A 25655-nucleotide genomic window follows, 5' to 3' on the forward strand; every position below is an offset into this window, starting at 1 on the left:
AGGATTTTTGCATCAAGATTTTTTTTAAACCACTTTATTTGCATTATCGGTTATCCTTCTTCTTAAAAAGTATTTTTCGGATTTTTTCCACCTGTCAATTAAAAGTTTGCCAAGGTCGTCAATACCTATACCGCTATCAAGTTTTCCGTTTTGCGAAATTGATATTATTCCTGTCTCTTCTGACACGATAATAACAAAAGCGTCGGAGACCTCAGTAATACCGATACCGGCACGGTGCCTCGTTCCCCAGAATTTTGAAATTGTAGGATTTTCAGATGAAGGTAAAATACACGCAGCGGCAATTATTTTTGAACCCGCAAGAACAACTGCCCCGTCATGTAAAGGTGTTCGGGGATTAAATATTGTAAGTAAAAGTTCTGACGTAATATCACCGTTGATTTTAACACCTTTTTCAATAATATCCCTTAATCCCGTCTCCTGTTCAACAACTACAAGCATTCCCATTTTTTTATTAGAACATTCCCTGACTGCAGCTATTAGTTCTTTTATTGCTGTTATTTCTTCCCTCATGAATAAACGTGTAATTTTTCCGCTCCCAAGCTGAGCCAGCGCAGAACGGATATCAGGCTGGAAAACTACAACAATTATTACAACTCCTGCAGCCCAGAAATTTTTCAAAAGCCATGCAGTTGTTTCAAGTTTCAGATAAATCGCTATTATAGTTATAACTCCAAGTACAACTATCCCCAATATAACCTGAACGGCACGTGTGCCCTTAACTAAAACTATCAGTCTGTAAAATATATAAGCAAGGACTACAATATCAACAATATTAGTTAAAATTTCTTTATACATTTTTTATCGCCTCAAAAACAGTGATTGCTCTTTTAATTTGTAAAACGTCGTGAACCCTTATATAATCCGCATCATTTATTAACGAAAAAATTGATGCGGCTATTGTGCCTTCTAAACGGTTAGAAGTATCCACGTTCAATAACCCGCTGATAAATGATTTCCTGGACGGACCTACCATAACCGGCAATTTTAATTTTTTGAATTCTGAAAGATTTTTTAATATCAAAAGATTGTGTTCAAGTGTCTTTCCAAATCCTATGCCAGGGTCCAATATCATTTTTTCTTTTTTAATTCCCTTCTTTTCTGCAAACTCTACCTGATTTTTAAAAAAATCATTAATATCCGCAATAACATCTTTATATTCCGGGTTCTTCTGCATAGTTTGCGGGGTTCCCTGCATGTGCATAATTATGACAGATACCTTTTTCTTAGATACTATATCCGCCATTTTCCCATTCTTCCACCTGAGACCGTAAATATCATTTACTATTTCTGCGCCTTCATCAATAGCATTTGATGCAACTACACTTTTATAGGTATCAATTGAAACAGGTATTTTACTGAATTTCTTTTTTATTTCCCTGATGACCGGTATGACTCTTTTTGTTTCTTCTTCTTCTGATACTAAAACACTTCCCGGCCTGGAAGACTCGCCGCCAACATCAATTATATCCGCACCGTCTGATATTAGTTTTTCCGCTTGTTTTAAAGCATCACTTATTGAAAAGAACTTTCCGCCGTCCGAAAATGAATCAGGTGTTACATTCAAAATACCGACTATTTTAACCATATTCAAGTTAATGCTACATAAAACATTGTAGTGGCAGAGCTTGCTCTGCCTGCATTTAATAATCTCCCATCAGGAGAGTTACTGCGGATTGCCAAGGGCAATCCACTACAACTAACTACAAGCCGAGCAAGCTCGGCAACTACAAATATAGCACAAAAAAAATCTTTAATCTTTGGGTGAGAATATTCACACCTTACTTATTTCAATATTTTGTCATTGCGAGGGTAAAACCCGAAGCAATCTATATTTTAATTACTGACGAGATTGCTTCACTTTGTTCGCAATGACTACACAAAAATATCTTTTGTTACTTCGTTATATTATTGTTTAATCTTTTATTAATGACATTGCTTCGGCTCTGGCTTTGGCGTCTTTTGAGAAAACCCCTCTTATTGCAGATGTCACTATTTTTGAACCGGGTTTCTTGACTCCGCGCATTGTCATGCAAAGATGTTCTGCCTCAATAACAACTATGACACCGTGAGGCGAGACTTTCTTCATAATAGTATCAGCAAGTTGTTTTGTTATACGTTCCTGTAACTGTAGCCGTTTGGAAAAAACATCTATAATCCGGGCAATTTTTGATATTCCCAATAGTTTATCTTTCTTTGGAATATACGCAATACTGACATTTCCAAAAAAAGGAAGAAGATGATGCTCGCATGTTGAATAAAAACTGACATTTTTAACAAGAACTATTTCCTCGTGCTTTTCCTCGGCATAATAAACCTCAAGTTCCTGTTCAGGATTTTTTTTCATTCCCGAAAGAATCTCTTCATACATTTTCGCAACACGATAAGGCGTCTTCAAAAGACCCTCGCGGTCGGGATTTTCACCCACAGCTATCAGGATATCACGAACTGCTTTTTCGATTTTTCCCTTATTCATGGTTATTTCCGTTCCATAGATATTAAATTCGTTCTAATGTTCTAATGTTCTTGTGTTCTTAAGTTTTTAAAAGATGATTTTTAAACCTTAGAACTTGAGAACTCAAGAACTTAAGAACGCCATTATGCTTTTGGTATATTTTCCACTTCGCCGTTCAGCAGCTTTGCGAGTTCGTCGCCTTCTAAAATTTCTTTTTCTACAAGTTTTTCTGCAAGATGATTTAATTTGTCAATGTTGTTTTTTATAAGTTCGGTTGCCCTGTTAAACGCATCATCTATTGTTTTCTTTGTTTCTTCATCTATTTGCTGGGCTGTCTTCTCCGAATAAAGTTTTTCCTGGGCAAAAATATCCCTTCCCATAAATATTTCTTCTTCTCTTTTTCTTAAAGAAACATTCCCTAATTTTTCAGACATACCATATATACAAATCATATTCTGCACCATGCTTGTAGCAACTTTCAAATCATTTTCTGCACCGGTTGTAATATCGTTAAAAATAATTGTTTCAGCAGCACGCCCTCCGAGCAGAACAGTAACCTTGCTCATTATTTCAGATTTTGATGTTAAATATTTATCTTCGGTAGGCAACTGAATTGTATACCCAAGCGCCATTCCTCTCGGAATTATAGATATTTTATGGACCGGCTCGGTATTAGGCAAAAGTTTCGCAACAAGAGCATGTCCGGATTCGTGGAATGCAATAATCTTTTTCTCTTTATCCGATATTTTCCTGGATTTACGTTCGGGTCCAGACATAACCCTGTCAATCGCTTCTTCAAGTTCAGGCATTTCAACAGATTCTTTATTGCGTCTGGCAGCAAGAAGAGCAGCTTCATTTATAAGATTTGCAAGGTCTGCACCGACAAAACCAGGCGTTCTCTTCGCTATTATCGACAAATCTGCCGTCTCTGACATCTTTATGCCTTTTGCATGTACCCGTAAAATTTCTTCCCGCCCTTTTATATCAGGAACAGGAACTACTATGTGTCTGTCAAACCTGCCGGAACGTAAAAGCGCCGAATCAAGAACATCCGGTCTATTAGTAGCAGCAAGAAGTATAACACCTTCTTTGGTGTCAAAACCATCCATCTCAACAAGGAGCTGGTTAAGTGTCTGTTCTCTTTCATCATGACCGCCGCCATAGCCGGCACCTCTATGCCTGCCGACAGCATCTATTTCATCTATAAATAAAACACAGGGCGCATTTTTTCTGCCCATATCAAATAAATCGCGAACACGGGAGGCACCAACTCCGACAAACATTTCAACGAACTCAGAACCACTGGATGAAAAAAACGGTACTCCTGCTTCGCCCGCCACTGCTTTTGCAAGAAGTGTTTTTCCGGTACCCGCGGGACCAACTAACAAGACACCTTTAGGAATTTTACCGCCTAATTTTTGGAACCTTGCAGGGTCTTTAAGAAATTGTATTATTTCCTTAAGTTCTTCTTTTGACTCTTCAACACCTGCGACGTCGGCAAATGTTATTTTATTTTTCTTGTCGGTCTGCTGAAGACGGGCTTTACTGCGTCCGAACGAAAAAATCTGCTTGCCGCCCATTGAGGCACCCCTGAAGAATAAAAAGTACCATAACCCTAAAAATAAAAGCCATGGTATTGCGGATAAAAGAAGTTCAACAAACCAGCCGCGATTCTTTTGTCCCTTATACTTTATCTGGGAATTTTCAAGGTCTTCGACAAGTTTAGTATCCGGAACGGGGACAGCTCTAAATTTATATGTTTTACCGTCTTTCTGAAGTGAACCAAATATTAAATCAGGTGAAATCACGACATCTGTAACTTTCTTTTCTTTGACCGCCTGTTTAAATTCGGAATAACCGATATCAATCTCTTTTGCTTTGTCATTTGCCATTAGCCAGAGATAAACAAATCCGACTATTATAAGCATCCAAAGCGCTAAACTTTTTGCCTGTTTATTCATTTTCAATTCACTCCTCTCTGCCTGCCGGCAGGCAAGTCTCTTTTTGCTGTTTATAAATCTTTTGCTTTAATACAGCTATATAAGGTAAATTTCTATAGGATTCATTAAAATCCATTCCATACCCGACAACAAATTTATCAGGGACATTAAAACCGGTATAATCGATATTAATGTTAACATCTTTTAGCCGTCTTGAGGGTTTATTAAGAAGGGTACAGATTTTAACCGATTTCGGATTTACGGTTTTTAATTTTTTTAAAACAAAATTTACTGTACGACCTGTATCAACTATATCTTCAACAATTAAAAAGTCCCTGCCTTCAGGTAAATCTTTTAAATCCATTGTAAGTTTAATAACTCCCTTTGACTCCGTATTTTTATAAGACGAAACCGTCATAAAACTAACATTCAAATGAATTGTAATATTTTTTATCAAATCGGCAAGGAAAACAGTCGCTCCTTTTAATATTGGCACGAGTGTTAGTTTTTTACCCTTGTAATCATTTGATATTTTTTTGGCAAGTTCTTTTACTCTTTTCTGTATCTGCTTTTCTGAAAAAACTATTTCCTCGATATCATTAAGCATCAACTGTCTCTTTCAATGGTCCTTTAATTCCATTTTTAGCACATTTTCCGTACTATCTGTTACTTTTGCGTCGTTTGACCTTTTTATACCGGCAACCCACAATATTTTATTATTACAAGAAACAACAGGTATTTCTTTTCTCATTTCCCTGGGAACCTTACTATCGGTGAAAATATCCTGAAGTTTTTTAGAACCCGTCATCCCGAAAGGCACCATCTTATCGCCTTCTTTCCACTTTCTTATTTTTATCTTTTTAATGCTTATTTTATCAGCATCAAAAAAAACCCGTTTTTCGGGGCTGGAATAAGCAACTTTTCTATTATAGTATTTTTCACCCGAAGTGTCAACATTGCTTTTCTTACTTAGTATGCCTGAAAGATTAAAAATGTGCGCTTTTATTTTGGGATTTAATTCTTCAAGAAGCGGAAGTATTTTTAAGCGGATTTTATTCCTGACAAATTTCGAAGTAAAATTTGTCCTGTCAGTGCAATATTTAATTCCGTTTTTTTTAAGATAACTCAATATCTCCTTTTTTGAAATACACAAAATCGGTCTTATAATTTTCCCCCTTCTTGGAGGAATTCCTTTAAGCCCTTTTAGACCGCATCCCCGTACCATCCACATAATAACTGTTTCGGCATTATCATCAAGAGTATGCCCTGTAGCTATTTTTGTGCATTTGTATTTTTTTGCGATTTCCTCAAATATTTTATACCTTAAATCTCTCGCTTTCTCCTCGGAAAATCTTTTTAATTTAATTTTTCTTACTACAACAGGGATATCTAATTTCTTGCAGAAATTTATCACAAAATCCGCATCTTTATAAGAATTTTTACGATATTGATGGTCAATATGGCAAGCACAAAGATTTGTTTTATAGATGCCTTTTAACTGTAAAAGAGCATGAATTAAAAAAACAGAGTCCGGACCTCCTGAAAGACCTACAAGGACTCTATCGTTTTTTCCTAATAACTCGTATTTATCAATAAATCGTTTAATTTTCTGAATCATTATGTATATGGTCGTAATCGTGAAGACGTTAAAAGATTTATAGCTATCACTTACTCCTGCCTGCCGACCGGGTTTTTAGTTGTTAACTGCGGATTGCCGAGGGCAATCCACTACAAATGACAACAAGCCGAGCAAGCCTGCCTAACGGTAGTCAGGCTCGGCAACTACAAAAACAGCACAAAGCAAATCTTTTTTTTTGGGTGAGCAGGCTCACACCTACGCAAACTTTAAACAAATTCACCGCTACTCGGTTATCCTCTCTGCCGTAGAGAGGATAAGCATTCTGTATCTTATTATATAAAAATACCTTAAAAACACAATAAAAAAATGAGCCCGGTGCGACTTGAACGCACGACCACTTGATTAAAAGTCAAGTGCTCTACCAACTGAGCTACGGGCCCACATTACTTTATTTTTTCTAACTCAACGAACACAAGCCGGCGAGAGGGATCGAACCTCCGGCCAGCGGTTTACAAAACCGCTGCTCTACCGCTGAGCTACGCCGGCACACAATAGGGTTCATAGGGTTCGTAGAGTTTGTAGAGTTCATAGAGTTAAAAGTCCAACCCTATAACCCTATAACTCTATAACTCTATAACCATCCAACCCTCTATAACTATTTTAATTCTGCCTCTATATCGTATGCGCCAACTTTATTAATTTTTATTGAAAAATTCTGGTTCTCTTCAAGACGTTTTGCAACTTCTGCTGCAGTCCCTTTTTTCATATCTAAATCAACAGATGCGATATTATTGGAATAATTCCTGACAAAACAATCACGGACTTCTATTAAAGCACGAACGGAACGGACAAAATCATTCAGCTTGTTTATATTATCCACATTGGATATAGTTAGACGGACAGTTGACCTTTCTCTTAAAAACTTGAGGACTACTGAAGGCAGATTCTGTCCAATTTTTCTCGCGCTGTTTAATGTGGCTGCTTTAGATGCTGCCGGCTTAGTAACATCAATACCACCGACTGTTTCTTCAGCTGTAGTCACGACATCACTTGAACCGGTCTTTATAACCTTAACGGAAACTGTTGCACGATAGGAAATCATTCCGCCTAAACCCTGGTCAGTATTGAAGTTTGAATCTGCTTTACCGTCTATGAGAATATCAGAAGTAACTGTTGATTCAGAAACAACAAACCCTGCTTCAATAAACTTGTTTTTCAATTCCGATTCTGCATATTTCAAATCTGACGATTGTCCATCCATGGTTTCTTTAAAAGAAAATACTACAACAGGATTCCCGAGTTTCTTCGGTTCAAGTTCAAGTGCTTTTAACTTTGCCGAAAGATCTTCTTTTCTTACAAGAGCCTTTATCCTTGTCTTGTAAAAATTACCTTCCTGCCATTCTTTTAGAACATCATACTTCTCAATATAACCTTCTGTCTGGGATGTGATATTATCTTCAATCAATATTGCTTTTGAAACAAGCGCTTCCTGCGAAACATATACGCCTATTACAAGTCCAAGAGCGTTTTTCATTGCTTCGTGAAGCGATGTTTTTTTCGCACCGTTTATATCATTATTAACAATAGGACCTATACCTTCCGCTTCAACAACTTCGGTATTAGGTGCTGTCGCTTTTATCTTATTACCTGTTGAAGCACAACCGATAAAGGCAGCACTCAGCACACAGCAAACAGAAAACAGCGACACAAGTGAAAAATTAAATCTTTTCATATATAAAAATCCCTCCTGCAATTATTGTATCTATCATTGCAGTTTTTAAATTAATTTATAACTATACTTGCCCGCCAAAGTTTCAGTGGCGGGAACTATGAACTACTCAGCAGCTAACTTCAAGCCCATGTCTTTAAGTGCTTTTTTGGAAAGCCGGAGAATAATAACGCAACCGTCATCAGCTGTCCATTCACTTCTCACAACTTGTGCACCTTTAATTGTAGCATTAATGCTTGTCGCTAATACTGAATCTGTTTCAATTGCTTTCTCTACAGTAATTCCGCCTTCTAAATTTACGCCTTTAATAACTGAAAGCATATTATACTGAGCGTTCACAATTGCAGAATTCCTCGATGTAGCCATTTTTTGTGTTTTGTTCTCAAGTTTCTGGTCAGCAGCACCCATACCGCGGGCAAAAATGAAATTCTTTGTAATTCCCTGCTCAACCCATTCCCTGTCAATTTCACCGTCTTTACCAACTGTCCCCTTATCAGGACTTGATGCACAACCATAAAGCAAAACTGCAGTTACTAAAACAACCAACAACTTTTTCATAAAACCTCCCCCACGATTTTCTAAACGGCGTTCATATGTTCATGTGTTCATTTGTTAATGCGTTATTATGTTTTTCAAACATTTCAACATTTGAACACGTGAACACGTGAACGCCTTTCTGATTCTATTTGAACGCCTTTCTGCATCTATTAAACTTGCCAGCGGAAGGAATCGAACCTTCGACCAATGCCTTATGAGAGCACTGCTCTGCCGCTGAGCTACGCTGGCGACGCGTAAACTAGATTAAAGATTTATTATAATAAAAAATTACAAAAAAGCAAGTTTTATTTTTTTAAAGCAGTAATGTCCTGGAAAATCATTCCGGTACCTTTTATAACACCGGCAACGCTTTTTATAACCAATGTTGAATAACCTATAATTTTATGTTTGTTCCCGATAGTTAATTGCATCTCTCTTCTGACGTGTGATTCTGTTTTGGATAGCGCTGTTTTAAAAAGCTCGACTATTTCCGGAAATCTCATAAAACCTGTCGTGAAATTTTCGCCGACAAGCTCTTTTGGAATATTTAATATTTCTGAAGCACGCGGATTAACTGTTGTTATTCTGCCATGGTTATCAACTGCCACAAATCCGCCCGGCATTGATTCAAAAATATCACTCATATATTCTTTTAAAGTATAAATCTCTTCATAAAGACGTGCATTCTCAATTGCAACTGCAGATTGTGCAGCAATAGCAGAAATAATTTCCGTGTCCGTTTCGGTAAAATTGCCTGATTTCTTGTTTATAAGTTCAATTGCACCAAGCACTCTTCCTTTAATAGTTATAGGAACAGCAAGCAGCGATTTAGTTGTAAAACCTGTCAGCCAATCTATGTCCTTTTTAAATCTTACATCATCAAGAACATTATTAACAACTACAATTCTACCGGTATGAACAGCCACACCGACAATACCTTCATCAAGTTTAAAATTCACGCTTAGTTCTTTTAGTATATTTGATTTTTCACCTTTTGCTACTTTGAATTCCAACTTTTGGGTTTCACTGCTTATCAATATAATAGAACCCGCTTCAACTCCTACTAACTTTATTGACTCATCCAATATGCTCTCCAAAACTTTGTCCAGGTGTAATGTTGAAGATATGCTTTGTGCAATTTCAATAAGAACTTTTTCCATAGTCGCTTTGCTCCTTATTCCCGTACCTGTTCCGCGTTCCTCATTTCCTTATTTTTGTTAAATCCTGGAAGGTAACCCCGCTTCCGAGAATATTATTCTCCCTGTCTTTTATTACTATAGTAGAATACCCGAAAAGCAGCGGTTCGCCGTCACGCTTCAGCAGTTTTATTTCCTGTCGTGACACCGTTTTCCTTTTCTGATTAGTATCCCATAAAATATCTGCCACCTCTTTATGATGCGGAAGCGCTTCATATAGGAATTTTCCCGTAACTACCGCTCTTTCAACTTCTAAAATTCTTGCAGCATTAGGATTAACTGTCGTAATTGTTCCAAATGCATCAATAGCTATAAATCCGCCCGGCATATTTTCCATAATGGAATCGGTGAAATTTTTTAATTTTAATATTTCGCTATAAAGCCGTGATGTTTCAACCACAAGCGAAATCTGACTTGTAGTTAATATAACCAATTCCAAATCATCTTCTGTAAATTTCCCTTTTTTATTCAAAAGCTCAACCGCACCAATTACCCTGCCTGTTGAAATCATAGGTACGCATAGAATATTTGTTGTTTTGAACCCTGTAATGGTATCAACTGTTGAATTGAAAGAATCGTCCTCGCTTGTATTATTAACAATTTTTGATTCCTGCGTCTGGACAACTTTCCCGCAAATTCCTATTCCAATTTTAAATGGAATGGAATGTATAACAGTATCGGCAGCACCTCTTGCAGCAACAAGCTTAAGTTCGTCTCTTTGATTGTCTGTCAAAAATATTGAACCCGCTTCACATTTAACCGTCTGGCAGATTTTCTCGAGAAAAACATTCAAAAGACGGTTTTTGTCATAAATATACCTGATGTCATTCACAACTTCGTAAATTACTTTTAACTGTTCAGCCTGTAACATTTTTTACCTCTCCAATTATCTTTTCTATCGAAACCTCTTTCTGTTCTTTTGTTTTCATATCACGCAGGACAACTATATTTTTTTTAATCTCATCATCACCAATAATTACAACAAATCGTGAATTCAAAGCGTCTGCGAGCCGCATTTGTGATTTTAAAGATTTTGTAAAATAGCCTCCATCTGAGAACAAACCGGTATTCCTTATTTTAGTCAAAATATCAAAACCACACTTAAGCGATTCTTCGCTGCCAATTGCTATAACAAAAATATCCGGATTAACGACTTCGATTTTGAGGCTTTCTGATTTGTTAATAATTTCGACTAAACGGTCAACACCAATTGCGAAACCTACCGCAGGCATAGAAGGACCTCCGAGTTCTTTTGTAAGATTATCGTATCTGCCTCCGGCACATACGGCGTTCTGGCTTCCTAAAACGTCAGAAGTTATTTCAAATACGGTTTTTGTATAATAGTCTAAACCTCTGACAAGTTTATTAGATATCGTAAAATCAACATTTGAATTTTTTAAACCGGTTTTTATTTTTTCTAATTCTATTTTGCAATTTTCACACAACGCCGGTTCAATATTGGAAAATTTTTCCCGGTCAATTTTACAATCAAGCGCACGAAGCGGGTTTTTCTCTGAACGTTTCTTACAATCATCGCATAACCCGTTGAATTCTTTCTTTAAAATATCTTTTACTGAATTTGCAAACGCCGGACGGCACTTTTCACATCCAAGCAAATTAATTTCTATTTTAATATTTTTAATCCCTATTTTTTCCAAAATTTCTTTTGCTATTAAAATTACTTCCATGTCGGCATAAACAGAGTCGTTCCCGAAATACTCACAACCTATTTGATAAAACTCCCTCAACCTGCCTGCCTGCGGTCTTTCCTGGCGAAACATCTGGCCTATATAAAAAAACTTTTGGGACGGACACTTTTGAGAAAGGTTGTTTTCTACATAAGCACGGACAACGCCTGCCGTTCCTTCCGGCCTAAGTGCGATTTTTCTGTCACCTTTGTCATTAAAAACATACATTTCTTTTTCAACTATATCCGTTGTCTCGCCTATCGAACGTAAAAAGAGTTCCGCCGATTCAACAGTAGGAACTCTTATTTCACGGTAATTATATTTTCCCAGAACGCTTTTTGCAGCATTTTCTATAAAAGTAAATGTTTTAGCATCTTCGCCAAAAATGTCCCTGAAACCTTTTAGTGATTGATATTTCATAATAAATAATTATCCAAAAATTTCTTTGTTTCCTGGTGTACTCCCGATAAAACTGCATTTGTATCGCAATATCCCGGCTTTTTCAGGACTTCAAGCATAAAAACACCTGAATAATTTGTACTTTTTAAGGTTTTCAAAAAAACTTCCCAGTCTATATTTCCTTTACCCATGGAAAAATGGTCATCCCAGGAACTATTGTTGTCAGATATATGAAGTGCTATAATTTTTTTCCTGAACATCGTAAGAAAATCTATACACGAGAACTCAGGATTAAAGTTGGCATGCGAAGTATCAAAACATATGCCGACAGGCAACTGGTCTGTTAATTGTTTTAATACTTCCTTTTGACCGCCTAATATATGCGGAAGAAGATTTTCAACAGCAACTCTCAAACCAAGTTTTGTTGTAGTTTTTAAAATTTCAGATAAACTTTTTTTTATCCGGGAAATCCTCTTTACTTTCTCTTCTTCGCTAATGCTATATATTTCTTTTACAGAAGGATGAATTATAAGTATGCTGCCATTTAACGTTTTTAACGACCTGGCTGCTTTTTTTATTTCTTTAACAGCAGTTCTGCGGTTCAGCTCATTTAAATCCGAAATATCAATAGTATCCGAAAAAGGCGCATGTAGTGATGAAACAGTTAAATTAAGTTCTCTTAAGGTTTTCTTTAAATTTTTAGTGTACGTGGAATTATTCCACTGTATCTGTGAAACTGCCCCAATTTCTATAAAATTAAATCCACAATTTTTCAGTATTGTTAAATTTTTGAGTAATTCTTGCAGCTTTTCAACAGGAGAACGCAAATCATCATTATAAAAAAAACCCGTTGAAATTCCGATATCTAGCATATCTGTAACTTCAATATATCCAACCTTTTATTTTTTTAAGATTGGTTATAATTATCTGTTTACCTTCAAATTTAATGCATTTCGTCTTTTTAAAAGTTGTTATTATTTTTGTAATAACTTCTCTTGCAGTTCCTGTCATTTCCGCTAAATCCTGATGTGTTAAATCCATATTAATCAAAATACCACCCCGTATTTTTGTACCGTGGTCTTCCGCTAAATCACATAGAACCATAGCGAAACGGCCGAGAGCATTCTGGAATGTTAATGAAGATATTTCTCTGTTTGCTTTCCTTAAACGCGAGGCAAGCAGTGAAATTATAACAAGGGATGACTGGGGATATTCTGAAAGCAGTTTTAAAAAATTGTTTCTTTCGCAGGCAAAAACTTCGACATTTGTTATTGCTCTTGCCGAAGCAGAACGGCCAGCATGGTCAAACAAAGCCATTTCACCAAAAAACTCATTTTTTTTCAGAATGGCTAACGTTTTTTTTGCAGAGCTGCTTTCAGATGACCTGAAAATTTTTACCAAGCCAGATAGAATTATATAAATGCTATCACCTTTCGTATTTTCCGAAAAAATGATTGAATCTGCGGAATATTTTTTAATTTTAAATATTTTACTGACTTTTTTTAATGCAGCAGCCGGAAAGTGAGAAAACAACGTAATTTCTTTAAAATGGTCTTTCATAAAATGGATTAAAATTTTTCCCAATGTATAACATCTTTTAAGTTTCTTTTTTGAATTTTCGGCTCTTCTTTGGAATAACCGACGGGTATTATAGAAATGAGTTTATATCCTGAAGGTACATTTAAATATTTTGCCACATTTTCAGCATAATCCTTTTTGTCACCTGCTACCCAACAGGCGGAAAGTCCATAAGAATTTATTGCCAGTAAAATATTTTCAGTTGCTGCACAGCCATCTTCTAAATAATATTTTACATCTTTTGAAAAAACAATTATGCAAAAAGAAGCATCTTTTATAAAAGGACCGTTAACAGCAATCTCGGAAAACTCCTTCAGCTTTTCTTTATTAGTAACAACTATGAATTCACATGGCTGAACATTAACTGCTGTCGGTGCAAGCCTACCACAGTCTACTATTTGTTCGATAATATTTTTTTTCACTTCCCCTGAAGAGAATTTCCTTTTACTTCTTCTTGTCTTTATACATTCAATAGTATCCATATCGACACCTTAAACTATTTTTTAAGCTATTTTATTATATAAAAATAATTAAAGAAATACAAGGCACTTGACAAAAATCAATATTTTTCATATCATTTAGTTATGGATGATATCTTGGATTTTCTAAAAAATCATATTTATTTTTCTTTTTTAACTGAAATAGAACAAAAAGAATTTGCAAATATACTTAGTATTGAAAACTTTAAAAAGGATGATATTATATTCAAACAAGGTGAATTAGGTGACCGTCTTTACCTTATTAAGGAAGGTCTGGTCAGAATATACATTACCGAAACAGACACAGAAGAAACAATTGCACTTATGAAACAAGGAGATATTTTTGGTGAACTTTCGTTATATGATACTCAACCGCGTTCTGCTTACGCATCAGCACTTGACTCCACAGTGCTTTTAGCAATTACCAAAGAAAAATTCGATGAGTTAAAAAAGAAAAATTCTGAAATGGCTTCCAAGATATTCCAAATAATGTTAAAAATCATTTCTAAACGGCTCCGACGAACAACAACAAGGCTTTACGGACAATTCTAAGGCAGTACCCCTAAGTAAATTTCCTTAAAAATAGCAGATGACCCAACACGGTTTTGCCTTCGGCAAAATTAGCCGTGTGGGTTATTCTTTTCTTTATTCCCGCCAAGTTTCACTTGACGGGATATTTGGTGAAGAACAACAAAACACTTGACATAATTTTAACTTTCTGTTATACTACATGCGCGGGGTAGAGCAGCCCGGTAGCTCGTCAGGCCCATAACCTGGAGGTCGTAGGTTCAAATCCTACCCCCGCAAATTAAAAGCTATGAATTATAATATTTCTATGCAATCGTCCGAAGGTAACAGTAAGGACTTGAAAGCACCGGCACCTATAAGAAGGATGGGTTCCGATTGTGCCTATTGTTTACTTGAAGAAGGCGTCAGTTGTATGTTGTATTTCTGTAAAAAAAAATCTTCCCTTAACAAAAAAAGGGAGATTTGTAATGACGGCTTCAGAGGTAGATGTCCTTACTACAAACCTTAATCTGTATCTTTTAACAACAGGAAATTGATTTGTTTTTTTGCTTGAAAAAAGCCGGCGGGATGTTACACCCCTGTAATTACAGGGGTTTTTTTATGCCGCTAATGGGATTTGAACCCATGATCTCCGCCTTGAGAGGGCGATGTCCTGAGCCAGTCTAGACGATAGCGGCTTTAAAAACAGAAGAAAGAAATAAGAAGTAAGAATCAAGATTCAAAAATTATGAACTAAGAATTCAGAACTCAGTTTTACAAAAGAACCACACCTATCGCGAACATTACTTCACTAAATTTTACAAAATTAATTAAAAATAATCAAATAGCAGGGACATCAAAAACTATGTGGGTTTTGTAGCCTGTTCTTGTTTTGCTTATTTTTATATCTTCATATCTAGCCGATTTTATGTCGTTAATAATAGAATGATGCCTGCCGATATTCTCACCGGTAAGTTTTGCATGGACTTTATTCTCCGTAAGCGACATAACCCTGAAACTGCATAATAATATTTTCCTTACGGAATAATAATGAAGCAACTCTTTTAAGAAGTTCATCAGCAGGTCTTCTGTATTGTTAGCAGTTGCTGTTATTTTCATCGGTTTCCTTATACTGTCAGCATCAGGTTTGGCAATAAGAGAACACAAGGTAAAGGCAGCATTTTCAAACAATTCTTTCATGTTCTTCCCGTAAACAACTACTTTCAAACATGATGCGTCATTTATAATTTTATGTTTATTTCCCATATTTATTAACTCTATCCCTGTTTTTCTAAACCTTGTTGCCTATTCTCTTCCTTTGCTTCAACATCAATTACATCATGATATTTATTTTTACGAAAATCAGCAGGTCTGTGAAAACCAAATTTTACTTTGCCATGGGAGGGGCTGATAAATATATTCAGAATTGCGCCAGTAATACTGAAAATCAGGGCGCCGATTACAGCATTCCAAAAATTTACGACATAAAATCCCTTAACAATTTTAGAAACTATATAGAACATAAAACCATTAATTACAAAAGTGAAAAGTCCTAAAGAAAGTATATTTAATGGGAGTGTGAATAAAAGAATGGACGGTTTCAGAAAAGCGTTTACAAAAGTAAGGACAATTCCGACAATAATGACTGTCTTCCAATTGTCTACCTGAATACCGGAAACTAATTTAACCACGAATGTAAAAGAAATTATATTAACAATTAACTTTATTAAAACATTTTTCATAATTATAAATTGAGGGTAAGAAATAAATCCCCATCAATGGTATTTTCAACCTGCCTGCTGACAGACATATTAGGCGGGTATCCGCCACTGAACCGTTGACGGATTACAAATTTTTACGGGAAAACGCCTCTCAATTTTGAGGCTGTTGCGACTCTGCTTACTGCAAGAATATATGATGCGAGACGCATATCACATTTTTCTCTTTCAGCGATTTTTATAACATCTTTAAAACTTTTTGTCATAATTCTTGCAAGTTCTTTGTTGATGCTTTCCAAATCCCAAAAATGCGATTGTAAACCCTGTACCCATTCAAAATATGAAATTGTTACTCCACCGGCATTAGCAAGAATATCAGGTAAAACAAATACACCTTTTTTCTGTAAAATCTCGTCTGCCTCAGGCGTAGTCGGACCATTTGCACCTTCTGCGATAATCTTTGCTTTTATATTCGGTGCATTTTCTTTTGTTATCTGATTTTCCAAGGCACATGGCGATAGGATATCAACATCCAGATTGAAAAGTTCCTCATTTGCTTTCTTACTATCTTTAATCATATCACCTTCACCAAATCCTTCTATTGTTTTTTTGGGATTATTTTTAACATATTCCAGTAATTTAGGAATATCTATTCCTTTTTTGTTAAATAATCCGCCGGAAACATCAGTAACACCGACAATTTTACAACCAATTTCATGCAAAAATTCTGCGGTAGCACTACCGACATTTCCAAAACCCTGAATCGCAACTGTACAATCTTTGGGTGACATTTTCAAATGTTTAAGCGTTTCTCTTACCACTATCATGACTCCCTGACCGGTTGCAGTAAGACGACCTTCGCTTCCGCCAATGTCAATTGGTTTGCCGGTAACAACACCCGGGGCAGAATAACCGACATTCATTGAATAGGTATCCATTATCCATGCCATGACTTGTGGATTCGTACCGACATCCGGAGCCGGAATATCCTTTTCCGGACCTATAATTATTGAAATTTCAGCCGTATATCTCCGAGTAAGTTTTTCGAGTTCATTAAGGGACATTTTAGTCGGGTCGCATATGATTCCACCTTTTGCACCGCCATACGGAATCCCGACAACAGCGCATTTCCAGGTCATCCACATGGCAAGCGCTTTCACTTCATCAAAAGTCACACCCGGATGATACCTAATACCGCCCTTGGCAGGACCTCTTACAAGATTATGCTGAACACGATAACCTTCAAAAACCTGTACTAAACCATTATCCATACGTATAGGAACGGAAACAATTAAAGAACGCTTGCATTGTCGAAGTTTTTCATGAACACTTTTATCAAGATTGATTCTTTTAGCTACAATGTCCAACTGCTGGCAAGCCATTTCCCACGGGTTATATTTAGCCATTTTAGTCCTCCAAACATCTCCTTTAAATACACCTTATAAACAAGCAAAGCTTCGCTTTGCAGCTACAAATTTATTATATTGTAACAACTAAGTTTATTCTATCAAAATAACATTAAAAATCAAGTAATACTTACTTTTTCTGATGACCCAGTAAATCCAATATTTCTTTTGAATTATTATTATTTACAAGAACCAGCAGGACATCTTCTGACTCAACTTTAGTTTGACCGCTTGGTACTATAAATTTCTCATTTCTTGCAATAAGAGTTATAAGACTGTCCTGCGGTAATCCTATTTCTGAAACAGGTTTATCTATCATCCATGAGTTATACGGAACTATAAAATCAATCATTCTCGTATCCAAGTCGTCAGTATATTCAAATTCCAACGGATATTTCTTTTTATTTTTAAAAGGAATATCTACTTTTAGTAATTTTGCCATAAAAGGAATAGAAGTTCCCTGTAAAAGTATTGAAGTCAGGACAATAAAGAAAACAATATTAAAAATCATATCTGCTTTTGCTATTCCTGCAATAAGTGAAAAAGTCGCCAGTATAATCGGTACTGAACCCCGCAAACCTACCCAGGAAATCAATATTTTTTCCCTGAAATTGAAGGATGTCGGCGCCATGGTAATAAACACGCTTATTGGTCGAGCGAGGAACATTAAAAACATTGAAACAATCAATCCTATGCCGGTTATTGATATTACTTTTGTCGGAAATACAAGAAGACCTAAGGTAAGAAACATAGTAATTTGCATAAGCCACGCTAAACCGTTATGAAAATGTATTAAGTTCCTTTTTTGTACTATATTACTGTTCCCCATAATTAAACCTACAATGTAAATGGCAAGGAATCCGCTTCCCTTCAATGCATTAACTACAGCATATGTCAGTAAAACCATTGCCATAGTTAAAACAGGATATAATCCGTCATATTCAAGTTTTATTTTATTAACAAAAAAAACAATCCCTTTTCCAAAAACATATCCCAAAAGCGTTCCCAACCCCATTTGTAAAACAAACATAAGGAACATATTGGTTATAGAATTATCTGTCTTTATAATAAAACCGATAAAACTTACAGTAAGAAAAACTGCCATGGGGTCGTTACTTCCTGATTCAAATTCTAATAACGGTCTTAATTTACCCGTAAGACTTATTTTTCTTGACCTTAATATGGAAAATATTGCAGCAGCATCTGTAGATGATACTATGGAACCAAGCAATAATCCTTCAAAAATAGAAAATTTGAGTACTAAAACCGTAAAACATGCCACCAATAAAGCTGTAATAAGAATTCCTATCGTAGAAAGTGCTAATCCTTCAAACAGTATTGTACGAACATTTTTCCATTCTGTTTCCAATCCGCCCAGGAATAGTATAAATATCAACGCCACTATTCCGATATATTGAGCAATCTGAGGATTACTGAAGTATCTACCGTCTATCCCCTCAGAACCCGCTAACATGCCAATAACTAAAAAAAACAGAAGCGAAGGTACACCAAGCCTGCTGGAAGCCTTGCTTGCTATAATACTGATAATGAGAAGACCTGAAATACCTATTAATATAATTTCTAATGATAACATAAAATCGTTCTTACGTTCACGTGTTCACATGTTCATTTGTTCATTAGGATTTAAGATTCAAGATTCAAGATTTAAGAATGAGGTCGGTAATTACATTTTTTAAATTACTATTCGCTAAATTATTTGGGACCTTCCCCAATAACTTTTTTTTCATGATGTTCGACAGAGAGAAGTTTATCTCCGAATTTTTCTAATTTTTTGGCTGTCTCATCAAACTTACCTGAAGTTTTCGCAATATGCCCGCCTAATACCTCAAAATCTTCCCTGAACTTCCCAAAATCGCCCGTCAATCGCGAGAGTGTTTCCATTATTTTTTTTGCTTTTTCTTCTATCTCCATCCCGCGAAGTCCTAAAACAATCGCCTGTAAATAAGCATAAAAAGAATTCGGCGATACCGGTATAACCTTTTTCTGAAGAGCATACGTGGAAATAGAATCTTGTTCACCGCTTTCATCTTTTATTATCATCTCGTAATAAACATTTTCAGCGGGTATATACATAAGTGCGAAATCAAAAGTACCCTCATCCGGCAAAATGTATTTTGACGAAATTGCATCAACATGTTTTTTCACATCACCGGCAAATTTTTTCCGTGCCTGGCTCTTTTCTTTTTCAGTAGATATTTCTATCATTTTTCTGAAATTTTCAAGAGGAAACTTAGAATCAACCGGTACAAGTTTTTGTCCGAGATGTATTATTGCATCCACTTTTTCGCCGGATTTAAACTGATGCTGCAGCGCATAATATTTTGGCGGAAGAATTTGTGACAGCAAATCACCAAGAAAAAATTCACCTATAATCCCCCTCAATTTGGGCGCCCTTAATATTTCCTGAAGCGAAGCTATATCCTGCCCGACTTCAAAAACCCGCTTTGTCGCTTCTGAAAGCTGCCCGATGCTTTTATTTACATCATTGACAACTTTTGTAGCGCTATCTATTCTCTCACCGACAGTTTTCTGTGAATTAAGCAGCTGGTTTGCAACAGATGAAAGCTGTTTGTTTACCTGCTCGGTTAGTGCTGCTATCTGCTGATTAATAAGTCCTGTATTACCGGTAAGGGTTTCTGATACTTGTTTTCTCAAAGCATCTATTTCCTGCTGAATAAGTAAGCTTGAATTAGTATCAGGTGAAGATGTTTTCTTTAAGTTAAAAAATATAAATACTGCAATTGCTGCAACAATAGCGATAACTACAATCATATTCATAATTGAATTATACCCAAATAAAATAATATTTCAATAATCCGGTAATATTATTTATTTCTCTTTCTTAATTCGTTCAGCAGTTCTTTTAGCAGTTTATTGGTTTCTTTCTCGGTTTCAACTGTCTCTTTTTTTATTTCAATATTTTTATTTAAAAGTTTTTCCGATTTAGAAAACATCCACAATACAAATATAAAAGCCGCTATGATAAATATTGCAACAAAGTACAATGAATATTTGGTTTCTTTATTTAACATCTAAGTTATCTCCGGTATGGTTTCTGCTAAGCTTTTTTACAAATTTATACACAAAACTGCGCAAAAATGTATTGCGCAAAAACAGCTGCATAAGATAAATGAAAACAAACATGAGAATTGCATATATTGACAACGTTGTAATTTCAAATCTTAATGTATTTAAACCCGATTGAAAAAGAATAGTTTTTTTCAGAATCACCTGCCCCATAACGAAGGGATTGAATTTTGCAATTTTAACAAAGTATTCAGGCATACTTTCAATAGGCAAAATAAGGTCAGAAACAAACAGGAATACACTGCCGATTGAAATAGCAGCAAGCGTACTGGTTTCCTCCGACGTAAACACATAACCGACAAGCATGCCGATCAATATAAATACGATGCTGACCAGAAGAATCACAGGTACAATATTAAATATATTTTCAATAATTTTTGCCTGGAAGAAATTAGACGAAATGACGAGAATGATAGATACTTGTATAATAATAACTATAAGCGATGAAAGGAAGGTCGCTAAAATAAATGTAAAATTATTGACCGGTACTATAAAATTCCTGAAATATGCAGGCGAGTGTTTCTCAAGCATTACAAGTATACAGGAAAGTAAAATACTAATGAACATAATAACAAGAACAATCAGGCTGGGTAAAAGATAGTTCAAATAAGTATCTTCCCGTGATACCGGTTTTATGACTGTAACTATCGGACTTGTAATATTTTCTGCGTCAGAAACATCGAACATTTTAAGTCCATTATTCACACTATCTAACGATATTTTAATATCACTTATTTGTTTTTTTGATTCATCCAATAAATCGATAATCCGGTCTGTTTTATTTCCTGCCGAAAATATTTTATCTCTTAACTCAGCAATTGATTTCCTCGCAGTTTTTATTAAATCAATTATATTCTTAGTCGCTTTCTTATTAATACCAGTCATTTTGGGTAAATTATTATTAAAACTTTTCATATCGGATTGTAACGTCTGGTCCAGGTTATTAAAATCTTGTACTAATTGATTTATGTTATCCTTTAACTCGACATATGTTTCGTCATCCTGCGTAGTTGTGCCAGGATTTTCCGATTCTTTATTTCTGATTCCTTCCTGCCGCTTGCTATCCAAATCCTTAAATTTATTTTCAAAATCCAGAATCTTTTGTTTAACATCAGATTGCGTTTTAATAATTTCATCAATTAATGGAAATGAATATTTAACAAAGCGGTTATTGGTATCCTGCACAAGAGTCGTATTCCATTCAATTTTCTTTGTTTTTAACGTATCTTCTGAAAACTTAGTATAAATGCGAGCTATTGATGTTTCCACATTATCTGCTGTCTCATGTTGAGCTGCATTAACCCTAAGAAGCCTGTCCAACGAAGAATCCTGCTTTAAAAGTTCTGTCCTTGATAACTCTATCTTTTTGAGAATTATACCTGTTATATCTTTACTAATAGCAACCGACGTAGTTTTTATCTGTGCTGAGATTACATCCAAAATCATATAAACGAGATTGATTTTCGAGTTGTCAACATAAAACGTTATTTCGCTTTTCTGTTTTATATCGGTAAAACTCATATTGGGCGGAAATATTATGCACGCATTTACCGCCCCATTTTTTATTTCATAGACACACATTTCCTCAGATTCTATTTTAATAATTTTAAATTTTTTATTGACTAATTCTTTTACAATTCCTTCTATATCGGTATTATACTGTTGTGCATATATTCCTATTTTAATGTTGGAAATATTTTTTGTGTTGAATGCAAGTCCTACAAATAAAATAATGAGCACAGGACCGGCAATAACAATTAACGCCGATGAACGGGAACGTATTAATAGTTTAAAATTCTTTATAATTAACCGGAATAAATTATTCATTTTCAGGCTCTTTTGTGTTCGGATATCTTTTTATTCAGGAATTTGAACAAGTCATTAAGATCTTGCCGTTTAATATCGATTTTTACCAGCTTTTCTTTAGTTATTTCAAGTGCGTGAAATAAAGTATGTAATACCTCTTCTGACTCTTCGGTAACTATGGTCAGGCAGTTACTGCGCTTGACAATTGATTCTATTGGAAGAACATGTTTTTTTAATTCATCTATAACGGCATCATAGTTTCCCGGATTTATTTCAATGATTATGGTCTCTTTATCTTTATAATGTTCTTTCAATTCTACAATTGCTCCGATTTCTTTAATCTGCTTATCATACAGGACATTGATTTTTGTACAATAATTTTCTATTTCCACTAAAAAATGTGAAGCAATCATGACCGTTGTTCCCTCTGATACTATCTTTTTAATCAAGTCCCATATCTGGTTCCTTAATATCGGGTCAAGGTCGGCTGTAGGCTCATCGAGAATAAGCAGCTTTGGGTTATGAACCAATGCACATGCTATTCCAAGGCGCTTCTGCATCCCCCCGGACATAAATTGCATCTGCCTGTTCGTTGCCTCTTCAAGATCGGTAAGTTCGAGAAGGTGCTTAATGTTATTTTTCCTTTTCTCCTTAGACAATCCGTATAATGCGCCATAGTGATTAAGATTTTCATATGCCGTTAACTTAGGATAGAAAGACGGAGTTTGTGGTGCAAAACCGGTAAACATTTTAATCTCTTTATGATGTTTGAAGATAGATTTAAACTGGTTTTTCCCATTATTACTTGTTTGAAATAATATATCACCCTCTTCAGGAAAATAGTATCCGATAATGGTATGCAGCAATGTCGTTTTCCCGGCACCTGACATTCCAATAATGCCAAAAATATCATTTTCATAAACTTCAAGACTCAAATTTTTCAATACATTTTTTTCCCCGAAGGATTTTGATATATTTTCAACTTTTAATATAGGTTCGTTTGACATGCTTTTTTCCTTTTTACTAATTCTTTCAAATAGAGATTCACAGAGTTTTAATCAGCCTGATTATACATTATTTTACATTTTTTACTATATTTTTAAATTATTTGTTTAAAATAAGTTTGTCCTTCTGGTCTTCTGTAAGTAGTCTGGCATAAAAAATATCCGAGTCCGGCTCATATCCCGAAGCTTTTACCGGATAATCATAAGTTTTATCCGGTCTATTAATGTTCAGATAAATCCATTTATTTTTTATGCCTTTACTTTTAATCAGATACTTACTCCATTTTTCAATTTGAATGACTTTTTCTATGTTCGCCAGTGAAAGGAAAATACTTTCATCTTTATATCCTGCCGCTTTTTTTTGCTGTATAGATACAAGAGCATCGATAAAATCATTTAATATTATATCTTCGCCTTTATTCCATTTTAACTTTATTCCATCTTTTTGTTTTTCAGCATAAAAATTACCATAATTTTTATTGTCAGATTTGTAATTTAATCCAGGTTTTGCCTGATTTAACGTTGTTTTATCAACTTTTAAGCCTGATTTTTCTACATGTTTTTTTATTTCCTTTTTTGGTGACAGCTTATCAATAATATCTTTTCTTGAAGCAAGAGAAACACCGCCATACAAAAAGAAATTTTGTCCCATAAGCATATAATTACGGGAACTTATCAACTCCAGACATTCGGTTTTCCGGTTATATTTATTCTTATCTATAAAAGGAATATTTGATTTGTTCTTTAAGTAATCGGTGTTTTTATACCAGGTTTCAAAATCTAAATTACGTGAAACCTGCACCTGGAACAAAAAATCCAATAAATGCGAATTCTTTACTTTTAATACCGTAAAAATACAACCCCATTTTTGTATTTGGTCAAGTTTATAGTATTGAGGTTCATAATCTGCTATAGCAGAATAGTGCAAATCCCACCAGCCCAAAAACTCACCGCTCTGAAAATTAGGTTTTGTCTCTTTTCCGGGAAAAAGCGGATTTGAGGAAGCGGCATAAACACGTGTTGCTGTCGGACTAAACAACAATTTATTACTGTATATTTCGAAATTTTCCTGTCTCAAACCAAACCATAATCGTGTCTGGGACATTTTCATAAAATCGCTCCAGTAAAGTTTCGGTACTTTTATGTCTATCATAGTTCTAAATCCTGTAACATTACTCTTTGAAACTGCATCATCATAATTAAGTGCCATTAATTTTGCCGTAAGGTCAGTGTAAAATAGTACCATTCCTGTTTGAGTACCCTGAAGCATACCGTCGTAACGGGCATGCTGGTACGAATTTCTCATTTCAATATGCTGGAGTAAGTCGTCAAAACGGCGTTCTACAGGATTACCAGACCCGTCTAATTTTCTACGCATAACCAAAAGCGGTTCTAACCCGGATTGCTCCTTTATTTTTTTGGCAATTGAAACAATATTATTTATATTAGAAGCAATATAAACATTAAATTCCGTATCTTGCGGATTAATTAGTTGCGAATTAATAAATTGACTGTCTTTTTGAGAAATTTTCAGCAAATCCTCTGACATGCCGATGTAATTAAACCCCGGATCAAGCGAAAAACCAATATTCGATTCTCCCTTTGACGGATCAGTGTATGGTATCCTTTTTCTAATTTCGCTCAATAACTGAGATTTCGTAAGTTTACCTGTTGTCAAATCTTTTCTTATTTTTTTATCGCTACTGATAATTTCATTATATTTTTGGTTTATAAAATATTCATATTCATTTTTATAATGTCTTTCTTTTTCGCTGCTTATCGGCATATTGTACGCCTGATACAAAGCTGCTATATGTTCAAGAAACAGGGCAGACATGTTGTTCTCGTTGCATTTCCTTCCGCCGAAGATAATGTATTTTTCTTCCCATTGTACTTTTGTAATATTATCTATTTTTTCAATAAAATCTTTAAAATCATCTATATTTTTCACTTCTTTCTCATAATAATTATAATCCTGAGAATATATCTGCCTACCCGGAACTGTTTGAATATAAAAAACGGTTAATACATTAGAAGAAAAATCAACAGAATATTCAAATATATGTACAAATTTAGGAATTGAATTTGTTTGAAAAGTATTTCTATCAATAATACTTCCTATTAGCGATTTGTCTTTTGCTTTGTCTTGCTGTACTATAACCACACAATCATTATCACTAACGAACTTTATTCTCCCGGGTGAAATATCATTTTTTGTTTTATTTTTAAGATATGAATACCGCATCGGTATACTATCCCGCAAAACATCTGCTGATTTATTCGATGAAATATAAAATTGTGAATCAAGCCCGTACATCGCCCAGTCCCGCAACTGTTCGGATTTTTCATCTACCGACAATGTTTCATAAAAAGGCATTAGTTCGGAAATATCTATATTTGTTTTTTTCTGATTTATTATTCGATTGAAAAGAGTATCAGGTTCGGCAGCACATTTATTTGCTGCGGGTAAAAATAACACAACAAATATTATTATTTTTTTCATAGCAA

Annotated in this window: 24 protein-coding genes and 5 tRNA genes; 2 read left to right on the top strand and 27 right to left on the bottom strand. The window is 35.1% G+C overall.

The annotated features are described in order from the left end of the window. Positions 1-24: 24 nt before the first annotated feature. The 17 genes from cdaA to PHE88_00970 form a co-directional block, all read right to left on the bottom strand. Positions 25-816: a diadenylate cyclase CdaA gene (gene cdaA, locus PHE88_00890; GenBank protein ID MDD5686376.1), complete on the bottom strand. Its 792-nt coding sequence runs from the start codon at positions 814-816 to the stop codon at positions 25-27. After that, positions 809-1606, bottom strand: coding sequence for a dihydropteroate synthase (gene folP, locus PHE88_00895; protein ID MDD5686377.1), 798 nt, complete (start codon positions 1604-1606; stop codon positions 809-811). Before folP ends, cdaA begins: the two co-directional genes overlap by 8 nt. A gap of 327 nt (positions 1607-1933) precedes the next feature. Continuing rightward, positions 1934-2494 (bottom strand): GTP cyclohydrolase I FolE, encoded by a 561-nt coding sequence (gene folE, locus PHE88_00900; GenBank protein MDD5686378.1) that lies wholly within the window; start codon positions 2492-2494, stop codon positions 1934-1936. A gap of 122 nt (positions 2495-2616) precedes the next feature. Continuing rightward, positions 2617-4434, bottom strand: a complete 1818-nt coding sequence (gene ftsH, locus PHE88_00905; GenBank protein ID MDD5686379.1) for an ATP-dependent zinc metalloprotease FtsH — start codon at positions 4432-4434, stop codon at positions 2617-2619. A 7-nt stretch (positions 4435-4441) separates the two neighbouring features. Next, positions 4442-5020 (bottom strand): hypoxanthine phosphoribosyltransferase, encoded by a 579-nt coding sequence (gene hpt, locus PHE88_00910; protein ID MDD5686380.1) that lies wholly within the window; start codon positions 5018-5020, stop codon positions 4442-4444. Positions 5021-5032: 12 nt separating this feature from the next. Next, positions 5033-6031: a tRNA lysidine(34) synthetase TilS gene (gene tilS, locus PHE88_00915; protein MDD5686381.1), complete on the bottom strand. Its 999-nt coding sequence runs from the start codon at positions 6029-6031 to the stop codon at positions 5033-5035. A gap of 328 nt (positions 6032-6359) precedes the next feature. Further along, positions 6360-6432: transfer RNA gene (locus tag PHE88_00920), tRNA-Lys, on the bottom strand. 34 nt (positions 6433-6466) lie between these two features. Further along, a tRNA-Thr gene (locus tag PHE88_00925) sits at positions 6467-6538 on the bottom strand. A gap of 109 nt (positions 6539-6647) precedes the next feature. Beyond that, on the bottom strand, positions 6648-7724 hold the full coding sequence (locus PHE88_00930) for a hypothetical protein (protein MDD5686382.1): 1077 nt from the start codon (positions 7722-7724) through the stop codon (positions 6648-6650). Between the two features lie 102 nt (positions 7725-7826). Beyond that, a complete protein-coding gene (locus PHE88_00935; GenBank protein ID MDD5686383.1) occupies positions 7827-8279 on the bottom strand; it encodes a hypothetical protein in 453 nt (150 codons plus the stop codon). Between the two features lie 156 nt (positions 8280-8435). Then, positions 8436-8507 (bottom strand) — tRNA-Met (locus PHE88_00940). Positions 8508-8563: 56 nt separating this feature from the next. Beyond that, positions 8564-9418, bottom strand: a complete 855-nt coding sequence (locus PHE88_00945; GenBank protein ID MDD5686384.1) for a GAF domain-containing protein — start codon at positions 9416-9418, stop codon at positions 8564-8566. Between the two features lie 40 nt (positions 9419-9458). Beyond that, positions 9459-10325, bottom strand: a complete 867-nt coding sequence (locus PHE88_00950; protein ID MDD5686385.1) for a GAF domain-containing protein — start codon at positions 10323-10325, stop codon at positions 9459-9461. Next, the gene (gene hisS, locus PHE88_00955; protein MDD5686386.1) at positions 10312-11562 is read right to left on the bottom strand and encodes a histidine--tRNA ligase; all 1251 of its coding nucleotides are present in this window, start codon (positions 11560-11562) and stop codon (positions 10312-10314) included. The genes PHE88_00950 and hisS overlap by 14 nt, the downstream gene beginning before the upstream one ends. After that, positions 11559-12413: a sugar phosphate isomerase/epimerase gene (locus PHE88_00960; GenBank protein ID MDD5686387.1), complete on the bottom strand. Its 855-nt coding sequence runs from the start codon at positions 12411-12413 to the stop codon at positions 11559-11561. Before PHE88_00960 ends, hisS begins: the two co-directional genes overlap by 4 nt. A gap of 10 nt (positions 12414-12423) precedes the next feature. Then, on the bottom strand, positions 12424-13101 hold the full coding sequence (locus PHE88_00965; protein ID MDD5686388.1) for a Crp/Fnr family transcriptional regulator: 678 nt from the start codon (positions 13099-13101) through the stop codon (positions 12424-12426). A gap of 8 nt (positions 13102-13109) precedes the next feature. Further along, positions 13110-13601 carry a nitroreductase family protein gene (locus tag PHE88_00970; protein ID MDD5686389.1) on the bottom strand — a complete coding sequence of 164 codons (492 nt, stop codon included), beginning with the start codon at positions 13599-13601 and terminating at the stop codon, positions 13110-13112. Between the two features lie 102 nt (positions 13602-13703). On the opposite strand from PHE88_00970, the gene PHE88_00975 reads away from it, so the two are divergent. Together PHE88_00975 and PHE88_00980 are read left to right on the top strand one after the other, a co-directional pair. Continuing rightward, a complete protein-coding gene (locus PHE88_00975; protein MDD5686390.1) occupies positions 13704-14150 on the top strand; it encodes a cyclic nucleotide-binding domain-containing protein in 447 nt (148 codons plus the stop codon). 181 nt (positions 14151-14331) lie between these two features. Continuing rightward, a tRNA-Met gene (locus tag PHE88_00980) sits at positions 14332-14405 on the top strand. Positions 14406-14727: 322 nt separating this feature from the next. On the opposite strand, the gene PHE88_00985 is transcribed toward PHE88_00980, so the two are convergent. The 10 genes from PHE88_00985 to PHE88_01030 all read right to left on the bottom strand — a co-directional run bounded on the left by PHE88_00985 (position 14728) and on the right by PHE88_01030 (position 25650). Beyond that, positions 14728-14803 (bottom strand) — tRNA-Glu (locus PHE88_00985). Between the two features lie 142 nt (positions 14804-14945). Then, on the bottom strand, positions 14946-15371 hold the full coding sequence (locus PHE88_00990; GenBank protein MDD5686391.1) for an archease: 426 nt from the start codon (positions 15369-15371) through the stop codon (positions 14946-14948). An 11-nt stretch (positions 15372-15382) separates the two neighbouring features. Next, entirely contained in the window at positions 15383-15847 is a 465-nt protein-coding gene (locus tag PHE88_00995; protein ID MDD5686392.1) for a phage holin family protein, read from the bottom strand. A 113-nt stretch (positions 15848-15960) separates the two neighbouring features. Next, positions 15961-17229, bottom strand: coding sequence for a Glu/Leu/Phe/Val dehydrogenase (locus PHE88_01000; protein MDD5686393.1), 1269 nt, complete (start codon positions 17227-17229; stop codon positions 15961-15963). 130 nt (positions 17230-17359) lie between these two features. Continuing rightward, complete coding sequence (locus PHE88_01005; protein ID MDD5686394.1) at positions 17360-18823, bottom strand: potassium/proton antiporter; 1464 nt, start codon at positions 18821-18823, stop codon at positions 17360-17362. A gap of 119 nt (positions 18824-18942) precedes the next feature. Next, on the bottom strand, positions 18943-20028 hold the full coding sequence (locus PHE88_01010) for a DNA recombination protein RmuC (GenBank protein ID MDD5686395.1): 1086 nt from the start codon (positions 20026-20028) through the stop codon (positions 18943-18945). Positions 20029-20075: 47 nt separating this feature from the next. After that, a complete protein-coding gene (locus tag PHE88_01015) occupies positions 20076-20282 on the bottom strand; it encodes a hypothetical protein (protein ID MDD5686396.1) in 207 nt (68 codons plus the stop codon). Next, positions 20272-22164, bottom strand: a complete 1893-nt coding sequence (locus PHE88_01020; protein ID MDD5686397.1) for an ABC transporter permease — start codon at positions 22162-22164, stop codon at positions 20272-20274. Before PHE88_01020 ends, PHE88_01015 begins: the two co-directional genes overlap by 11 nt. A gap of 2 nt (positions 22165-22166) precedes the next feature. Further along, a complete protein-coding gene (locus tag PHE88_01025; GenBank protein ID MDD5686398.1) occupies positions 22167-23150 on the bottom strand; it encodes an ABC transporter ATP-binding protein in 984 nt (327 codons plus the stop codon). 97 nt (positions 23151-23247) lie between these two features. Then, entirely contained in the window at positions 23248-25650 is a 2403-nt protein-coding gene (locus PHE88_01030) for a hypothetical protein (protein MDD5686399.1), read from the bottom strand. Positions 25651-25655 lie beyond the last annotated feature (5 nt).

It is taken from the genome of Elusimicrobiota bacterium (assembly GCA_028718185.1).
Classification (GTDB): domain Bacteria; phylum Elusimicrobiota; class UBA8919; order UBA8919; family UBA8919; genus JAQUMH01.